The sequence below is a fragment of the Thioalkalivibrio sp. ALgr1 genome, assembly GCF_000378285.1.
Classification (GTDB): Bacteria; Pseudomonadota; Gammaproteobacteria; order Ectothiorhodospirales; family Ectothiorhodospiraceae; genus Thioalkalivibrio.
Window position 1 is genome coordinate 1 of sequence record NZ_KB905140.1, and the last position, 15,342, is coordinate 15,342.

Below are 15,342 nucleotides of genomic sequence, written 5' to 3' on the forward strand. Positions count from 1 at the left end.
GTGTCGCTGATCAGCCCGATCGCGATGGAAGATGGTCTGCGCTTTGCGATTCGCGAAGGCGGCCGCACCGTCGGCGCCGGCGTCGTATCCAAGATCATCGAGTGATACAGTAGATAAGTTGAACGATCGACCGCGAGAGGCGGCGCCTGGTGCGTCGTCTCTCGCGTTTGTTTCTTGTCGATTCGATTTTTAGGCCAGTAGCTCAATTGGCAGAGCAGCGGTCTCCAAAACCGCAGGTTGGGGGTTCGAGTCCCTCCTGGCCTGCCATCTTCACCGATGGCGGCGAGTACCGGGTGATACGTATTCATGAGTGAACAATCGGAACAGACCGGCGGGCTGGATACTTTCAAGCTCGCGGTAGCCGTGGCGCTGCTGATTGCTGGCGTCATGGGCTTTTATTGGTTCTCGGACGAGTCCACTCTGATTCGTGTGCTCGGGCTGCTGGCCGTGGTCGGCGTGGCCGTGGCGATTGGCATGACCACGGCGAAGGGGCATCAGCTGGCGGCCTTTATGGGCAATGCGCGCACCGAGGTGCGCAAGATGGTCTGGCCGACCCGGGTCGAGACCACCCAGACCACGCTGATCGTCATCGCCGTCGTGATCATAATCGGGATCTTCCTCTGGCTCCTGGACATGTTCCTGGGTTGGTCCATCAGTCGCTTCATCGGATAGTCACAGGATTCTCTCCATGGCATTACGCTGGTACGTCGTACAGGCATTCTCGGGCTTCGAGGCCCAGGTGAAGCGGTCGCTGGAGGAGCGCATCGAGCGTTTCGCCATGCAGGACCACTTCGGCCAGATCCTGGTGCCTACCGAAGAGGTCGTCGAGATGAAGGACGGCCAGAAGCGCAAGAGCGAGCGCAAGTTCTTCCCGGGGTATGTCCTCGTGCAGATGGACTTGAACGACGAGGCCTGGCACCTGGTCAAGGCGGTCCCGCGCGTGCTTGGTTTCATCGGTGGCACCGCAGACCGGCCGGCCCCGATCAGCGACAAGGAAGCCGATGCCATCCTGCAGCGCATGCAGGAAGGCGCCGAGAAGCCGCGCCCGAAGGTCCTGTTCGAGGTGGGCGAGATGGTTCGCGTGATCGACGGCCCGTTCAACGACTTCAATGGCGTCGTGGAAGAAGTGAACTACGAGAAGAGCCGCCTCCTGGTGGCTGTCCAGATTTTTGGTCGCTCGACACCCGTGGAACTCGAGTTCCACCAAGTCGAGAAAACCTGACGTACCGACGTCACCACTGCTAGTCGGGGAGCCGCGAGGCGCTTGTACCCGAGGGAGTCATCATGGCGAAGAAAATCGAAGCATATATCAAGCTTCAGGTGCCCGCCGGCAAGGCGAACCCGAGCCCGCCCGTCGGGCCGGCGCTGGGTCAGCGCGGTGTGAACATCATGGAGTTCTGCAAGGCGTTTAACGCCCAGACCCAGGAGATCGAGCCCGGTCTGCCGATTCCGGTGGTGATCACCGTCTATTCAGATCGCAGCTTTACCTTTGTCACCAAGACGCCGCCGGCGGCGATCCTTCTGAAGAAGGCCGCGGGTGTGCAGAAGGGTTCCGGCGAGCCGAATACCAACAAGGTCGGCACCGTGACCCGGGCACAGCTCGAGGAAATCGCGAAGACCAAGGAGCCGGATCTGACCGCTGCGGATCTGGACGCCGCGGTGCGTACCATTGCCGGCAGTGCCCGCAGCATGGGCCTCGAAGTGGAGGGTCTCTGACATGGCGAAAATGACCAAGCGAATGAAGGCCATCCGCGAGAAAGTCGAGCCAGGCCGTCTCTATCCGGTGACCGAAGCGTTTGACCTGCTGCGTGAACTGCCGAAGGCAAAGTTCCGCGAGTCGGTCGACGTGGCTGTGAACCTCGGCGTGGACCCGCGCAAGTCCGATCAGGTCGTGCGTGGCTCGACGGTGCTGCCGCATGGCAATGGCAAGAGCGTGCGCGTGGCCGTGTTCACTCAGGGCGCGAATGCCGACGCCGCGAAGGAAGCCGGTGCCGATGTGGTAGGTATGGACGACCTCGCCGAACAGGTGAAGGCCGGCCAGATGGATTTCGACGTGGTGATCGCCTCCCCGGACGCGATGCGTGTCGTCGGGCAGCTCGGCCAGATCCTCGGCCCGCGCGGCCTGATGCCGAACCCGAAGGTCGGTACCGTGACGCCGGACGTGGCGACCGCGGTGACCAACGCCAAGAGCGGCCAGGTGCGCTACCGCACCGACAAGGGCGGGATCGTGCACTGCACCATTGGCGCGGCCGATTTCGACTCCAGCTCGCTGGCCGACAACCTGAACGCCCTGCTGGCGGATCTGGTCAAGATGAAGCCGGCGACGTCCAAGGGGCAGTACGTCAAGGGGGTCACGATCTCCACGACGATGGGCCCGGGCGTGAAGGTCGACCAGGCCTCGCTGTCGCTGTAAGAAGTTTTTTGGTTTTTGGTCGGCTGTCGCGCAAGCGGCACGCCATCCAAGACCGCAGGCGCTGCCCCGTTCGCGGGACGGCTTAATCCACCAGCCTGCGCAGATGGTGTCACCCGATTCAGGAAGTACCTGCGACGGGAGCACCGAAGTGCCGGGTTCGCCCGGTTTCACGACCGCCTCCGGGTGGTCTCACTAGAGGAGAGTCAACGTGGCTTTGAATCTCGACGACAAGAAGGCGATTGTCTCGGAGCTGGCTACGGTTGCTGCCTCGGCGCATTCCGCGGTCGCCGCGGAATACCGAGGTCTCTCGGTCGCGCAGATGACCGACCTTCGTCGGCAGGCTCGCAATTCCGGGGTCTATCTGCGGGTGGTGAAGAACAACCTCGCCAAGCGTGCCATCGAGGGTACGGATTTCGCGTGCATGCAGCCCGAGCTGCATGGCCCGCTGATCCTGGCCTTCAGTGAAGAGGAGCCTGGCTCCGCCGCGCGTCTGGTGAAGTCCTTCGCCAAGGAAAACGAACAGCTGAAGGTCCGGCTGGTGTCGTTTGGTGGGCAGCTGATGGGTGCGAACGATCTCGATCGCCTCGCCAGTCTGCCGACGCGCGATGAAGCGCTCGCAACGCTTCTCGCCACCATGAAGGCGCCGCTCGACAAGTTCGCCCGTACGGTGAACGAAGTCCCGGGCAAGCTCGTGCGTACCGTTGCAGCAATTCGTGACCAGAAACAGGCAGCCTGAATCTCATCAAGCCGTTTCTGAGCAAGTACTGAATGAATACGGGTGTTCCCCGTTAGGAGAGTAAAAAATGGCCGTTTCGAAAGAAGACATCCTGGAAGCCATCGGCAACATGACGGTCCTGGAAATCGTGGACCTGATCAGCGAGATGGAAGAGAAGTTCGGCGTTTCCGCCGCTGCCGCCGTTGCGGCCGCCCCGGCTGCCGCCGGCGGTGGTGAAGCCGCTGCTGCCGAAGCCAAGGACGAGTTCGACGTCGTCATGTCCAGCTTTGGCGAGAACAAGGTCGGCGTGATCAAGGTCGTCCGTGGCCTGACCGGTCTGGGCCTGAAGGAGGCCAAGGAAATGGTCGAAGGCGTTCCGGCGACCGTCAAGGAAGGCGCGGCGAAGGAAGAAGCCGAGAAGATGAAGGCGGAGCTGGAAGAGGCTGGCGCCACCGTCGAACTGAAGTAAAAGGCGCTTGCGCCTGTTGTTTTCGTGTACATCACGAAGCCCTGAGGCTGGCGGCCTTTTGGTCGTCAGCCTCAGCCCGTGGTGGCGCGGGTTTTTTCGCGCGTTGTTCAGCTAGCCGCCGAGGTAAGCCATGGCCCTCAGTTATACCGAAAAGAAACGTATCCGCAAGGACTTCGGGAAGCGTCCCCAGATCCTGGACGTCCCGTATCTGCTGGAAACCCAATTGACCTCCTATCGGGATTTCCTGCAGGCCGAAAAAGGTCCGGAGGCGCGTCACGCGCTGGGCCTGCACGCGGCGTTTCAGTCGGTGTTCCCGATTGTTAGCTATTCCGGTCATGTCCAGCTCGAGTACGTCAGCTACCGCCTGGGCGAGCCGCTGTTCGATGTGAAGGAATGCCAGATCCGTGGCGTGACCTACGCGGCCCCGCTGCGTGTCCTGCTGCGCCTGGTGATCCACGACAAGGAGGCCCCTGCTGGCTCCACCGTGGTCAAGGAGGTCAAGGAGCAGGAGGTCTACATGGGCGAGATGCCGCTCATGACGGAGAACGGGACCTTCGTGATCAACGGCACCGAGCGCGTGATCGTCTCCCAGCTGCATCGTTCGCCCGGCGTGTTCTTTGACAGCGACCGGGGCAAGACTCAGGGCAGCGCCCAGAAGCTGCTCTACAACGCGCGCATTATTCCGTACCGCGGTTCCTGGCTGGACTTCGAGTTCGATGCCAAGGACGGGGTTTACGTGCGTATCGACCGTCGCCGCAAGCTGCCGGCGTCGATCCTGCTGCGCGCGCTGGGCATGGATACGGAAGAGATCCTGTCCACCTTCTTTGAATTCAACCAGATCACTCTCGATGAAGACGGCGGTGAACTGGACCTGATCCCCGAGCGCCTGCGCGGCGAGACCGCCGTGGTCGACATCACCGACGGCAAGAACGTGATCGTCGAGGCCGGGCGCCGGATTACGCCGCGGCATATCCGCGAGATCGAAAAAGCCGGCATCAACCGGCTGCGCGTACCGGACGAGTACCTGCTCGGCCGCGTGCTGGCCAAGGGCGTGGTGGACGAGTCGACCGGCGAACTGATGGCGGCTGGCAATGACCCGTTGACCCAGGAGCTGCTGGACAAGCTGCGCGCCGAGGGCGTGAAGTCGGTGGAGACCATCTACACCAACGACTACGACCACGGTCCGTTCATGTCGGACACCCTGCGTCTGGATCCCACCAAGACGCAGCTGGAGGCCCAGGTCGAGATCTATCGGGTGATGCGTCCCGGTGAGCCGCCGACCAAGGACGCCGCCGAGAACCTGTTCTCCAACCTGTTCTTCTCCGAGGACCGCTACGACCTGTCGGGGGTCGGCCGGATGAAGTTCAACCGCCGTGTCGGCCGCGATACCGACGAGGGCCCGGGCGTGCTGTCACCCGAGGACATCCTCGACGTGCTGAAGGTCCTGATCGACCTGCGCAACGGCAACGGCCGTACCGATGACATCGACCACCTGGGCAACCGGCGCATCCGCAGCGTGGGCGAGATGGCGGAAAACCAGTTCCGTCTGGGCCTGGTGCGCGTCGAGCGTGCGGTCAAGGAGCGTTTGACCGTCGCGGAGAGCGAAGGGCTGATGCCGCAGGAGCTGATCAACGCGAAGCCGGTGGCCGCCGCGGTCAAGGAGTTCTTCGGTTCCAGCCAGCTGTCGCAGTTCATGGACCAGAACAACCCGCTGTCCGAGGTGACCCACAAGCGCCGTATCTCCGCGCTGGGCCCGGGCGGCCTGACGCGCGAACGTGCGGGCTTCGAGGTGCGCGACGTGCACCCCACCCACTACGGTCGTGTCTGCCCGATCGAGACGCCGGAAGGCCCGAACATCGGCCTGATCAACTCGCTGGCCGTGTATGCCCGCACCAACCGCTACGGCTTCCTCGAGACCCCGTACCGCAAGGTCGAAGACGGCAAGGTCACCGACGAGATCGTGTACCTGTCCGCAATCGAGGAGAGCCAGTACGTGATCGCCCAGGCGAACGCGGCGATGGACGAGCAAGGGCGTCTGACCGACGACCTGGTCTCCTGCCGCTTCCAGGAGGAGTTCACGATCTCCTCGCCGGACAAGATCCAGTACATGGATATCTCGCCGAAGCAGATCGTGTCCGTGGCCGCCGCGCTGCTGCCGTTCCTCGAGCATGACGATGCCAACCGCGCCCTGATGGGTGCGAACATGCAGCGTCAGGCCGTACCCTGCCTGCGCGCGGACAAGCCGCTGGTCGGTACCGGTATCGAGCGCACGGTGGCGATCGACTCCGGGTCCGCGATCGTCGCCAAGCGCGGCGGTACGGTCGATTCCGTGGATGCCGCCCGCGTGGTGGTGCGCGTGAACGATGACGAGACCGTCGCCGGCGAGCCGGGTGTGGATATCTACAACCTGACCAAGTACTCGCGTTCCAACCAGAACACCAGCATCAACCAGCGCCCGCTGGTCGCGGTAGGCGACGAGATCGCCCGCGGCGATGTGCTGGCCGATGGCTCCTCGACCGATCTCGGCGAGCTGGCCCTGGGGCAGAACATGATGGTCGCGTTCATGCCCTGGAACGGCTACAACTTCGAGGATTCCATCCTGATCTCCGAGCGCGTGGTGCAGGAGGACCGCTACACCACGATCCACATCGAGGAGCTCAACTGTGTCGCGCGCGACACCAAGCTGGGCCAGGAAGAGATCACCGCGGATATCCCGAACGTCTCCGAGTCGCTGCTGGCCAAGCTGGACGAGTCCGGTGTGGTTTATGTTGGCGCCGAGGTAAACCCGGGCGACATCCTGGTCGGCAAGGTCACGCCGAAGGGCGAGACCCAGCTGACCCCGGAAGAGAAGCTCCTGAGGGCCATCTTTGGCGAGAAGGCCTCGGACGTGAAGGACACCTCCCTGCGTGTGCCGTCCGGCATCGAGGGCACGGTGATCGACGTGCGCGTGTTCACCCGCGATGGCGTGGAGAAGGATGCGCGTGCCAAGTCGATCGAGGAAGACGACCTCGCTGCGGTCAAGAAGGACCTGAAGGACCAGCTGCGAATCTACGAGGACGATATCTACGCCCGCGTCGAGAAGCTGCTGCTCAACAAGGCGGCTGCCGGCGGTCCGGAAGGGCTGGGTGACGGCTCCAAGGTCACCAAGAAGTACCTGCAGGGCCTGTCCCGCAACCAGTGGTTCGAGGTGCGCCTGAAGGACGACGCCGTGAACTCGCAGCTGGAGGACCTCGGTCGCCAGCTGCAGGAGCAGCACGAGCTGTTCGACAAGAAGTTCGAGCACCAGAAGGCCAAGGTCGCCGCGGGCGACGACCTGCCGCCGGGCGTGCAGAAGATGGTCAAGGTCTACGTGGCCGTGAAGCGCCGTCTGCAGCCGGGCGACAAGATGGCCGGCCGCCACGGGAACAAGGGCGTGATCTCGATGATCGTGCCGGAAGAGGACATGCCGTTCCTCGACGACGGGACCCCGGTCGACGTGGTCCTGAACCCGCTGGGCGTGCCCTCGCGCATGAACGTCGGGCAGGTGCTGGAGGTTCATCTGGGCTGGGCCGCGAAGGGGCTGGGCGACAAGATCAACCGCATGCTCGAGGCGCAGGCCGAAATCGCGAAGCTGCGCGAGTTCCTGGGCAATATCTATAACCACCGTGACAAGAAGGTCGACCTCGACTCCATGTCGGACGCCGAGATCATTGCGCTTTGCCGCAACCTGCGCGGTGGCGTGCCGATGGCGACGCCGGTGTTCGATGGTGCCGAGGAGGCCGAGATCAAGGAGATGTTGCGGCTGGCCGATCTGCCCGAGACGGGGCAGGCCGAGCTGTTCGACGGCCGTACCGGTGACTCCTTCGATCGCCCGGTGACCGTCGGCTACATGCACATGCTGAAGCTGAACCATCTGGTCGACGACAAGATGCACGCACGGTCGACCGGTCCGTATTCCCTGGTCACCCAGCAGCCGCTGGGCGGCAAGGCGCAGTTCGGTGGTCAGCGCTTCGGCGAGATGGAGGTCTGGGCGCTGGAGGCCTACGGTGCCGCCTACACCCTGCAGGAAATGCTGACGGTGAAGGCGGACGACGTGCAGGGCCGCAACAAGATGTACAAGAACATCGTCGACGGCGAGCACCACATGGAGGCCAACGTCCCCGAGTCGTTCAACGTGCTCATGAAGGAGATCAAGGCGCTCGGCATCAATATCGAGCTGGAGCAGGACTGATCTCCTCCGATCCGAATGTGATCCGAAGGGGTGCAGGGCACCCCTCGACCCAAAGCTTTGTGAGGCATAGCGAATGAAAGACCTCCTCAATCTGTTCAAGCAGCAGACCCAGCCGGAAGAGTTCGATGCGATCCGTATCGGCCTGGCCTCCGCGGACCAGATCCGTTCGTGGTCCTTTGGCGAGGTTAAGAAGCCGGAGACCATCAACTACCGGACCTTCAAGCCGGAGCGCGATGGCCTGTTCTGCGCCAAGATCTTCGGCCCGGTGAAGGACTACGAGTGCCTGTGCGGCAAGTACAAGCGCCTGAAGCACCGGGGTGTGGTCTGCGAGAAGTGCGGCGTCGAGGTGACCCAGACCAAGGTGCGCCGCGAGCGCATGGGGCACATCGACCTGGCCTCGCCGGTCGCGCACATCTGGTACCTGAAGAGCCTGCCGTCCCGCATCGGGCTGCTGCTCGACATGACCCTGAAGGACATCGAGAAGGTGCTCTACTTCGAGTCCTTCATTGTGATCGACCCGGGCTTCACCACGCTGGAGAAGGGCCAGCTCCTGACCGACGAGGAATACCTCGAGGCGATGGAGGAGCACGGCGACGACTTCACCGCGATGATGGGTGCCGAGGCCGTGCTGAGCCTGCTGAGGGAGATGGACCTGCAGGGCGAGGCCGCGAAGCTGCGCCAGGATCTGTCCGAGACCGGGTCCGAGACCAAGATCAAGCGTCTGGGCAAGCGCCTCAAGCTGATCGAGTCGTTCCTGGAATCCGGCAACAAGCCGGAGTGGATGATCATGTCCGTGCTGCCCGTGCTGCCGCCGGACCTGCGCCCGCTGGTGCCGCTGGACGGTGGTCGCTTCGCGACTTCCGACCTGAACGACCTGTATCGCCGGGTGATCAACCGCAACAACCGTCTGCGCCGCCTGCTGGAGCTGAACGCCCCGGATATCATCGTGCGCAACGAAAAGCGCATGCTGCAGGAGTCCGTGGATGCGCTGCTGGATAACGGCCGTCGCGGTCGTGCGATCACCGGCACCAACAAGCGCCCGCTGAAGTCCCTGGCTGACATGATCAAGGGCAAGCAGGGCCGCTTCCGCCAGAACCTGCTCGGCAAGCGTGTCGACTATTCCGGCCGTTCCGTGATCGTGGTCGGCCCGACCCTGCGCCTGCACCAGTGTGGCCTGCCCAAGCGAATGGCGCTGGAACTGTTCAAGCCGTTCATCTTCGGCAAGCTGCAGCGCCGTGGACTGGCGACCACCATCAAGGCCGCCAAGAAGGCCGTGGAGAAGGAAGGTCCCGAGGTCTGGGATATCCTCGAAGAGGTGATCCGCGAGCATCCGGTGATGCTGAACCGTGCCCCGACCCTGCACCGCCTGGGCATCCAGGCCTTTGAACCGGTGTTGATCGAGGGCAAGGCGATCCAGCTGCACCCGCTGGTCTGTGCCGCGTTCAACGCCGACTTCGACGGTGACCAGATGGCCGTGCACGTGCCGCTGTCGCTGGAGGCCCAGCTGGAGGCGCGCACGCTGATGCTGTCCTCCAACAACGTACTGTCGCCGGCCAACGGCGAGCCGATCATCGTGCCGTCGCAGGATATCGTGCTGGGTCTGTACTACCTCTCGCGCGAGAAGGTGAACGCCAAGGGCGAGGGCATGACCTTCGCCGATGTGGACGAGGTGCATCGCGCCTACGAACACAAGTTGGTCGACCTGCATGCGCGCGTCACCGTGCGCATCGCCGACACCATGGCGGATGTCGCGGAAGGCGAGCCGCTGCCATCCATGCGCGTGGAGACTACGGTCGGTCGCGCGATCCTGTCGCGCATCATGCCGAAGGGGCTGCCGTTCGAGCTGATCGACCGCGAGCTCAGCAAGAAGACCATCTCCGCGCTGATCAACTCCTGCTACCGTCGCCTGGGCCTGAAGGACACCGTGGTGTTCGCGGACCAGCTGATGTATGCGGGCTTCTACTATTCGACCCGCGCCGGGGTCTCGTTCTGCTCGGATGACATGGTCATCCCGGACGAGAAGCAGCCGATCCTGCAGAACGCCGAAGAGCAGGTGAAGGAGATCGAGGAGCAGTATGCCTCGGGCCTGGTCACCAAGGGCGAGCGCTACAACAAGGTCGTGGACATCTGGTCGCACTGCAATGACCAGGTCGCGAAGGCGATGATGGAGCGGCTCGGCAAGGAGCAGGTCACCAACGCCGAGGGCGAGACGGTCGAGCAGAGCTCGTTCAACTCGATCTTCATGATGGCCGATTCCGGCGCGCGTGGTTCTGCGGCCCAGATCCGTCAGCTGGCGGGGATGCGTGGCCTGATGGCCAAGCCGGACGGCTCCATCATCGAGACGCCGATCACCGCGAACTTCCGCGAGGGTCTGAACGTCCTGCAGTACTTCATCTCGACCCACGGTGCGCGTAAAGGTCTGGCCGATACCGCGCTGAAGACCGCGAACTCCGGTTACCTGACCCGCCGTCTGGTGGATGTGTCACAGGACGTGGTGGTTACTCAGCACGACTGCGGGACCCAGCAGGGCCTGGTGATGAAGCCGATCATCGAGGGCGGGGATGTAGTCGAGCCGCTGCGCGACCGCGTACTGGGTCGAACCACGGCGGTGGACGTCCATCGCCCGGGCACCGACGAGGTTCTGGTGCCGGCGGGCACGCTGCTGGATGAGGCAATGGTCGACAAGCTGGACGAGGCCTCGGTGGACGAGGTGCTGGTGCGCTCCGCGATTACCTGCGAGACCCGCCAGGGCATCTGCGCCAAGTGCTACGGCCGCGATCTGGCCCGTGGCCACGAGGTCAACGAGGGCGAAGCGGTGGGCGTGATCGCCGCGCAGTCCATCGGCGAGCCGGGCACCCAGCTGACCATGCGTACCTTCCATATCGGGGGTGCGGCCAGCCGTGCGGTTACGGTCAGCGCGATCCAGGTGAAGAACGCCGGGTCCGTGCGTCTGCACAACCTGAAGACCGTCACCAACAAGGCGGACAACCTGGTTGCGGTCTCGCGCTCCGGGGAGCTGGGTGTAATCGACGACCAGGGGCGCGAGCGTGAGCGCTACAAGATCCCCTACGGCGCCACCATCACCGTCAAGGATGGAGATGCGGTCGAGGCCGGCCAGGAAGTCGCGACCTGGGATCCGCATACCCACCCGATCGTCACCGAGGTGGGCGGCTACATTCGTCTGGCGGACTTCGTCGAGAATGTCACCGTGACCAAGGAGACGGACGAATTCACCGGTCTGTCCCAGAATGTGGTGCTCGATCCGAAGAGCCGCTCGAGCGCCGGCAAGGACCTGCGCCCGACCGTCAAGCTTGTGGATGATGATGGCAACGAGGTGTACATCCCGGGCACCGACATGCCCGCGCAGTACATGCTGCCGGCCAATGCGATCTTCAATCTCGAGGACAATGCCCGCGTCGAGGTCGGTGACGTTATCGCCCGCCTGCCGCAGGAGTCGTCCAAGACCCGCGACATCACCGGTGGTCTGCCGCGTGTGGCCGATTTGTTCGAGGCCCGCCGTCCGAAGGAGCCGGCCGTGCTGGCGGAGATCTCCGGCACCGTCTCGTTCGGCAAGGAGACCAAGGGCAAGCAGCGCCTGGTGATCACGCCGGACAAGGGTGATCCGGTCGAGATGCTGATCCCGAAACTGCGCACCGTGAACGTGTTCGAGGGCGAGCGCGTGGAGCGCGGCGAGGTTGTGGTGGACGGTGAGCTGGACCCGCACGACATCGTGCGCCTGCGGGGTGTGACCACCCTGGCCGAATACCAGGTCCAGGAAATCCAGGACGTCTATCGCCTGCAGGGCGTGAAGATCAATGACAAGCACATCGAAGTCATTGTTCGTCAGATGATGCGCAAGGTGAACATCGTCAACCCAGGCGACACCAAGTTCCTCGCGGGGGACCAGGTGGATCGTGTGCGGGTCCTCGAGGAGAACGAGAAGCTCGGTGACGACCAGCAGCCGGCGACCTACGAGCGTGTGCTGCTCGGCATCACCAAGGCGTCGCTGGTGACGGAATCGTTCATCTCCGCGGCCTCTTTCCAGGAGACCACCCGCGTGCTGACCGAGGCGTCCACCCGTGGCGCCCGTGACGATCTGCGTGGCCTGAAGGAGAACGTGATTGTGGGTCGCCTGATCCCGGCCGGCACGGGGCTGGCATACCACAAGGAACGTCGCCGCAAGCGCGAGCTGGAAATGCCGGAGTTCGAGACCGTCGAGGAGGCGTCAGCGGTCACCGCCGACACCGAATCCGATGCCTCGGGTCCGGAAACCACCGGGGAAGGCTCCGAATAGCCTCCCCTTCTGTTGACACTTCAGGGGGCGGCGATTAGAATTCCGCTCCCTCGACAGGCCGGTCACGGCGCCGGCCTGTCGTTATTTTTAGGCTAGGAGAAAGGGTTTCATGGCCACGATCAATCAGTTGGTACGCAAGCCCCGCAAGCGCCCCGTCGAGAAGAGCGACGTGCCGGCGCTGCAGGGCTCGCCGCAGAAGCGCGGGGTATGCACCCGTGTCTACACGACCACGCCGAAGAAGCCGAATTCCGCGCTGCGCAAGGTTGCGCGCGTGCGTCTGACCAATGGCTACGAAGTCAGTAGTTACATCGGCGGCGAAGGCCACAACCTGCAGGAGCACTCGGTGGTCCTGATTCGCGGCGGTCGTGTAAAGGATCTTCCCGGTGTGCGTTACCACACGGTGCGTGGCTCCCTGGATACCCAGGGTGTGCAGAACCGCACCCAGGGTCGTTCCAAGTACGGCACCAAGCGCCCGAAGAAATCCTAACCGTGTACAAGAGCGGGAACTGAGACATGTCGAGAAGAGCAGCTGCCCCCAAGCGTCACATCCTTCCGGATCCGAAGTTCGGAAGCGAGCGCCTGGCCAAGTTCATCAATACCGTGATGCGTGACGGCAAGAAGTCGGTCGCAGAGCAGGTCGTGTACGGCGCGCTGGACCAGATTGAGTCCAAGCAGGGTGATGGCATGGGTGCACTGGAGCGCGCGCTGGACAACATTCGTCCGCGTGTCGAGGTGAAGTCTCGTCGCGTGGGCGGCGCCACCTACCAGGTGCCGGTCGAGGTGCGTTCGGTTCGTCAGGACGCCCTGGCGATGCGCTGGGTCGTGGAAGCGGCCCGCAAGCGTGGCGAGCGGACCATGGCGCTGAAGCTGGCGGGCGAGCTGATGGATGCCGCCGATTCCAAGGGCTCCGCCGTGAAGAAGCGCGAAGACACTCACCGCATGGCGGAAGCGAACAAGGCGTTCGCCCATTTCCGCTGGTAAAACCGATTTAGAGAGGCTCAACGTGGCACGCAAGACCCCACTGAAGCGCTACCGGAACATCGGGATCAGCGCGCACATCGACGCCGGCAAGACGACGACGACCGAGCGCATCCTGTTCTACACCGGTCTGTCGCACAAGATCGGCGAGGTCCATGAAGGCGCCGCCACGATGGACTGGATGGAGCAGGAACAGGAGCGCGGGATCACCATCACTTCCGCGGCGACCACCTGCTTCTGGCAGGGTATGGCCAAGCAGTTCGATGAGCACCGCGTTAACATCATCGATACCCCGGGGCACGTGGACTTCACCATCGAGGTGGAGCGTTCCATGCGAGTGCTCGACGGTGCGGTGATGGTGTACTGCGCCGTGGGTGGTGTGCAGCCGCAGTCCGAGACCGTCTGGCGTCAGGCCACGAAGTACTCGGTTCCGCGGATGGCCTTCGTCAACAAGATGGACCGCGCCGGCGCCGACTTCCTGCGTGTCTACGAGCAGATGAGAGAGCGTCTGCAGGCGAACCCGGTCCCGATCCAGCTGCCGATCGGTGCCGAGGATAACTTCCGGGGCGTGATCGATCTGGTCAAGATGCAGGCGATCTTCTGGGACGAAGATAACTTCGGCATCTCCTTCGAGTACAAGGACATCCCCGAAGAGCTCAAGGCCGAGGCGGAAAAGTGGCGCGAGAACATGCTCGAGGCCGCTGCCGAAGCCAATGAAGAGCTGATGGACAAGTACCTCAACGAGGGTGACCTCAGCGAGGAAGAGATCAAGCAGGCGATTCGCCATCGCACGATCGAACTCGAGATCGTGCCGATGTTGTGCGGCTCCGCGTTCAAGAACAAGGGCGTGCAGGCCATGCTCGACGCGGTGGTTGAGTACCTGCCGTCGCCGGAAGAGGTCAAGGCGATCAAGGGCGTGAAGGCCGGGACGGAAGAGCCGGTCGCGAAGCACGCCTCGGACGACGAGCCGTTTGCCGCGCTCGCGTTCAAGATCATGACCGACCCGTACGTGGGCTCGCTGACGTTTGTACGTGTCTACTCCGGGGTGCTGAGCGCGGGTGACACCGTGCTTAATACGCAGAACAATCGCCGCGAGCGCATCGGCCGCATCCTGCAGATGCACTCCAACTCCCGCGAGGAGATCAAGGAGCTGCGCGCAGGTGACATTGGTGCGGTGGTTGGCCTGAAGGATCTGTACACGGGGAGTACCCTCTGCGATCCGAATAATCCGGTCGAGCTGGAACGCATGGAGTTCCCGGAGCCGGTGATCTCGATCGCGGTCGAGCCGAAGACCAAGTCGGACCAGGAAAAGATGGGTATCGCGCTGAACAAGCTGGCGCAGGAAGACCCGTCCTTCCGTGTGCGGACTGACGAAGAGTCCGGCCAGACGATCATCTCCGGCATGGGTGAGCTTCATCTCGAGGTCCTGGTCGACCGCATGAAGCGCGAGTTCAAGGTCGAGGCGAACGTCGGTCAGCCGCAGGTGGCGTACCGCGAGACGATCAAGAAGAGCGTGGAAACCGAAGGCAAATTCGTGCGCCAGTCGGGTGGTCGCGGCCAGTACGGTCATGTCTGGCTGCGCATCGAGCCGCAAGAGGCGGGCGACGGATACGAATTCGTCAACGCCATCGTCGGTGGTGTCGTGCCGAAGGACTACATCCCGGCCGTCAACAAGGGCGTCGAGGAGCAGATGGCCAACGGCGTGCTCGCCGGTTACCCGGTGGTGGACGTAAAGGTCACGCTGTTTGACGGCTCCTACCATGACGTTGACTCGAACGAGATGGCGTTCAAGGTGGCTGGTTCGATGGCCTTCAAGGAGGGTGCGTTGAAGGCTGGCGCCGTGCTGCTGGAACCGATGATGAAGGTCGAGGTGGAGACGCCGGAAGAATACATGGGCGACGTGATGGGCGATCTGAACCGACGTCGTGGTCTGGTCAAGGGTATGGAGGATATCGCGGGTCAGAAGCTGCTGAAGGCCGAGGTCCCGCTGTCCGAGATGTTTGGCTATTCGACGCAGCTGCGCTCGATGAGCCAGGGTCGCGCCACGTACTCGATGGAGTTCGAAAAGTACTCCGAGGCGCCGGCGCAGGTCGCCGAGGCTGTGGCGGCGAAGGCCTCCTGAACCGAATCGCGTAATCCGAAAGAACTGTAGAAAGAGGTTTGAGCTGTGTCCAAGGAAAAGTTCGAGCGTAAGAAGCCGCATGTGAATGTGGGGACGATTGGTCATGTGGACCATGGCAAGACCACGCTGACGGCGGCGATG

At 63.1% G+C, this 15,342-nt stretch carries 12 protein-coding genes, 1 tRNA gene and 1 pseudogene; all 14 read left to right on the forward strand.

All coding sequences use genetic code 11. The features are described 5' to 3' along the window. Nucleotides 1-105 (forward strand): annotated as a pseudogene (locus F466_RS13600) (elongation factor Tu); the annotation flags it as partial. 86 nt (nt 106-191) lie between these two features. Continuing rightward, a tRNA-Trp gene (locus F466_RS0113030) sits at nt 192-267 on the forward strand. Between the two features lie 39 nt (nt 268-306). Continuing rightward, nucleotides 307-672 carry a preprotein translocase subunit SecE gene (secE, locus tag F466_RS0113035; protein WP_012983545.1) on the forward strand — a complete coding sequence of 122 codons (366 nt, stop codon included), beginning with the start codon at nt 307-309 and terminating at the stop codon, nt 670-672. 16 nt (nt 673-688) lie between these two features. Next, the gene (gene nusG, locus F466_RS0113040; protein ID WP_018137611.1) at nt 689-1,222 is read left to right on the forward strand and encodes a transcription termination/antitermination protein NusG; all 534 of its coding nucleotides are present in this window, start codon (nt 689-691) and stop codon (nt 1,220-1,222) included. Nucleotides 1,223-1,284: 62 nt separating this feature from the next. After that, nucleotides 1,285-1,716, forward strand: a complete 432-nt coding sequence (gene rplK / locus F466_RS0113045; protein ID WP_018137612.1) for a 50S ribosomal protein L11 — start codon at nt 1,285-1,287, stop codon at nt 1,714-1,716. A 1-nt stretch (nt 1,717) separates the two neighbouring features. Then, nucleotides 1,718-2,413 carry a 50S ribosomal protein L1 gene (rplA, locus tag F466_RS0113050; protein WP_018137613.1) on the forward strand — a complete coding sequence of 232 codons (696 nt, stop codon included), beginning with the start codon at nt 1,718-1,720 and terminating at the stop codon, nt 2,411-2,413. Between the two features lie 214 nt (nt 2,414-2,627). Then, nucleotides 2,628-3,149 (forward strand): 50S ribosomal protein L10, encoded by a 522-nt coding sequence (gene rplJ / locus F466_RS0113055; protein ID WP_018137614.1) that lies wholly within the window; start codon nt 2,628-2,630, stop codon nt 3,147-3,149. A gap of 67 nt (nt 3,150-3,216) precedes the next feature. Further along, nucleotides 3,217-3,597, forward strand: coding sequence for a 50S ribosomal protein L7/L12 (rplL, locus tag F466_RS0113060; protein WP_018137615.1), 381 nt, complete (start codon nt 3,217-3,219; stop codon nt 3,595-3,597). A 130-nt stretch (nt 3,598-3,727) separates the two neighbouring features. Continuing rightward, complete coding sequence (rpoB, locus tag F466_RS0113065; protein ID WP_018994318.1) at nt 3,728-7,807, forward strand: DNA-directed RNA polymerase subunit beta; 4,080 nt, start codon at nt 3,728-3,730, stop codon at nt 7,805-7,807. Between the two features lie 73 nt (nt 7,808-7,880). After that, nucleotides 7,881-12,101: a DNA-directed RNA polymerase subunit beta' gene (gene rpoC, locus F466_RS0113070; RefSeq protein WP_018994319.1), complete on the forward strand. Its 4,221-nt coding sequence runs from the start codon at nt 7,881-7,883 to the stop codon at nt 12,099-12,101. A gap of 109 nt (nt 12,102-12,210) precedes the next feature. Beyond that, complete coding sequence (rpsL, locus tag F466_RS0113075; RefSeq protein WP_012983537.1) at nt 12,211-12,588, forward strand: 30S ribosomal protein S12; 378 nt, start codon at nt 12,211-12,213, stop codon at nt 12,586-12,588. A gap of 26 nt (nt 12,589-12,614) precedes the next feature. After that, nucleotides 12,615-13,082: a 30S ribosomal protein S7 gene (gene rpsG / locus F466_RS0113080; RefSeq protein ID WP_018175517.1), complete on the forward strand. Its 468-nt coding sequence runs from the start codon at nt 12,615-12,617 to the stop codon at nt 13,080-13,082. A gap of 22 nt (nt 13,083-13,104) precedes the next feature. Continuing rightward, entirely contained in the window at nt 13,105-15,201 is a 2,097-nt protein-coding gene (fusA, locus tag F466_RS0113085) for an elongation factor G (protein WP_018137619.1), read from the forward strand. Between the two features lie 45 nt (nt 15,202-15,246). Continuing rightward, on the forward strand, nt 15,247-15,342 hold a 96-nt coding region (locus F466_RS13215; protein WP_018137563.1), incomplete at its 3' end, for a GTP-binding protein.

Excerpts from the sequence above, each read along its gene's own strand:
- secE (WP_012983545.1), top strand. The coding sequence starts at position 307 with ATGAGTGAACAATCGGAACAGACCGGCGGGCTGGATACTTTCAAGCTC.
- nusG (WP_018137611.1), top strand. The coding sequence starts at position 689 with ATGGCATTACGCTGGTACGTCGTACAGGCATTCTCGGGCTTCGAGGCC.
- rplK (WP_018137612.1), top strand. The coding sequence starts at position 1,285 with ATGGCGAAGAAAATCGAAGCATATATCAAGCTTCAGGTGCCCGCCGGC.
- rplA (WP_018137613.1), top strand. The coding sequence starts at position 1,718 with ATGGCGAAAATGACCAAGCGAATGAAGGCCATCCGCGAGAAAGTCGAG.
- rplL (WP_018137615.1), top strand. The coding sequence starts at position 3,217 with ATGGCCGTTTCGAAAGAAGACATCCTGGAAGCCATCGGCAACATGACG.
- rpoB (WP_018994318.1), top strand. The coding sequence starts at position 3,728 with ATGGCCCTCAGTTATACCGAAAAGAAACGTATCCGCAAGGACTTCGGG.
- rpoC (WP_018994319.1), top strand. The coding sequence starts at position 7,881 with ATGAAAGACCTCCTCAATCTGTTCAAGCAGCAGACCCAGCCGGAAGAG.
- rpsL (WP_012983537.1), top strand. The coding sequence starts at position 12,211 with ATGGCCACGATCAATCAGTTGGTACGCAAGCCCCGCAAGCGCCCCGTC.
- rpsG (WP_018175517.1), top strand. The coding sequence starts at position 12,615 with ATGTCGAGAAGAGCAGCTGCCCCCAAGCGTCACATCCTTCCGGATCCG.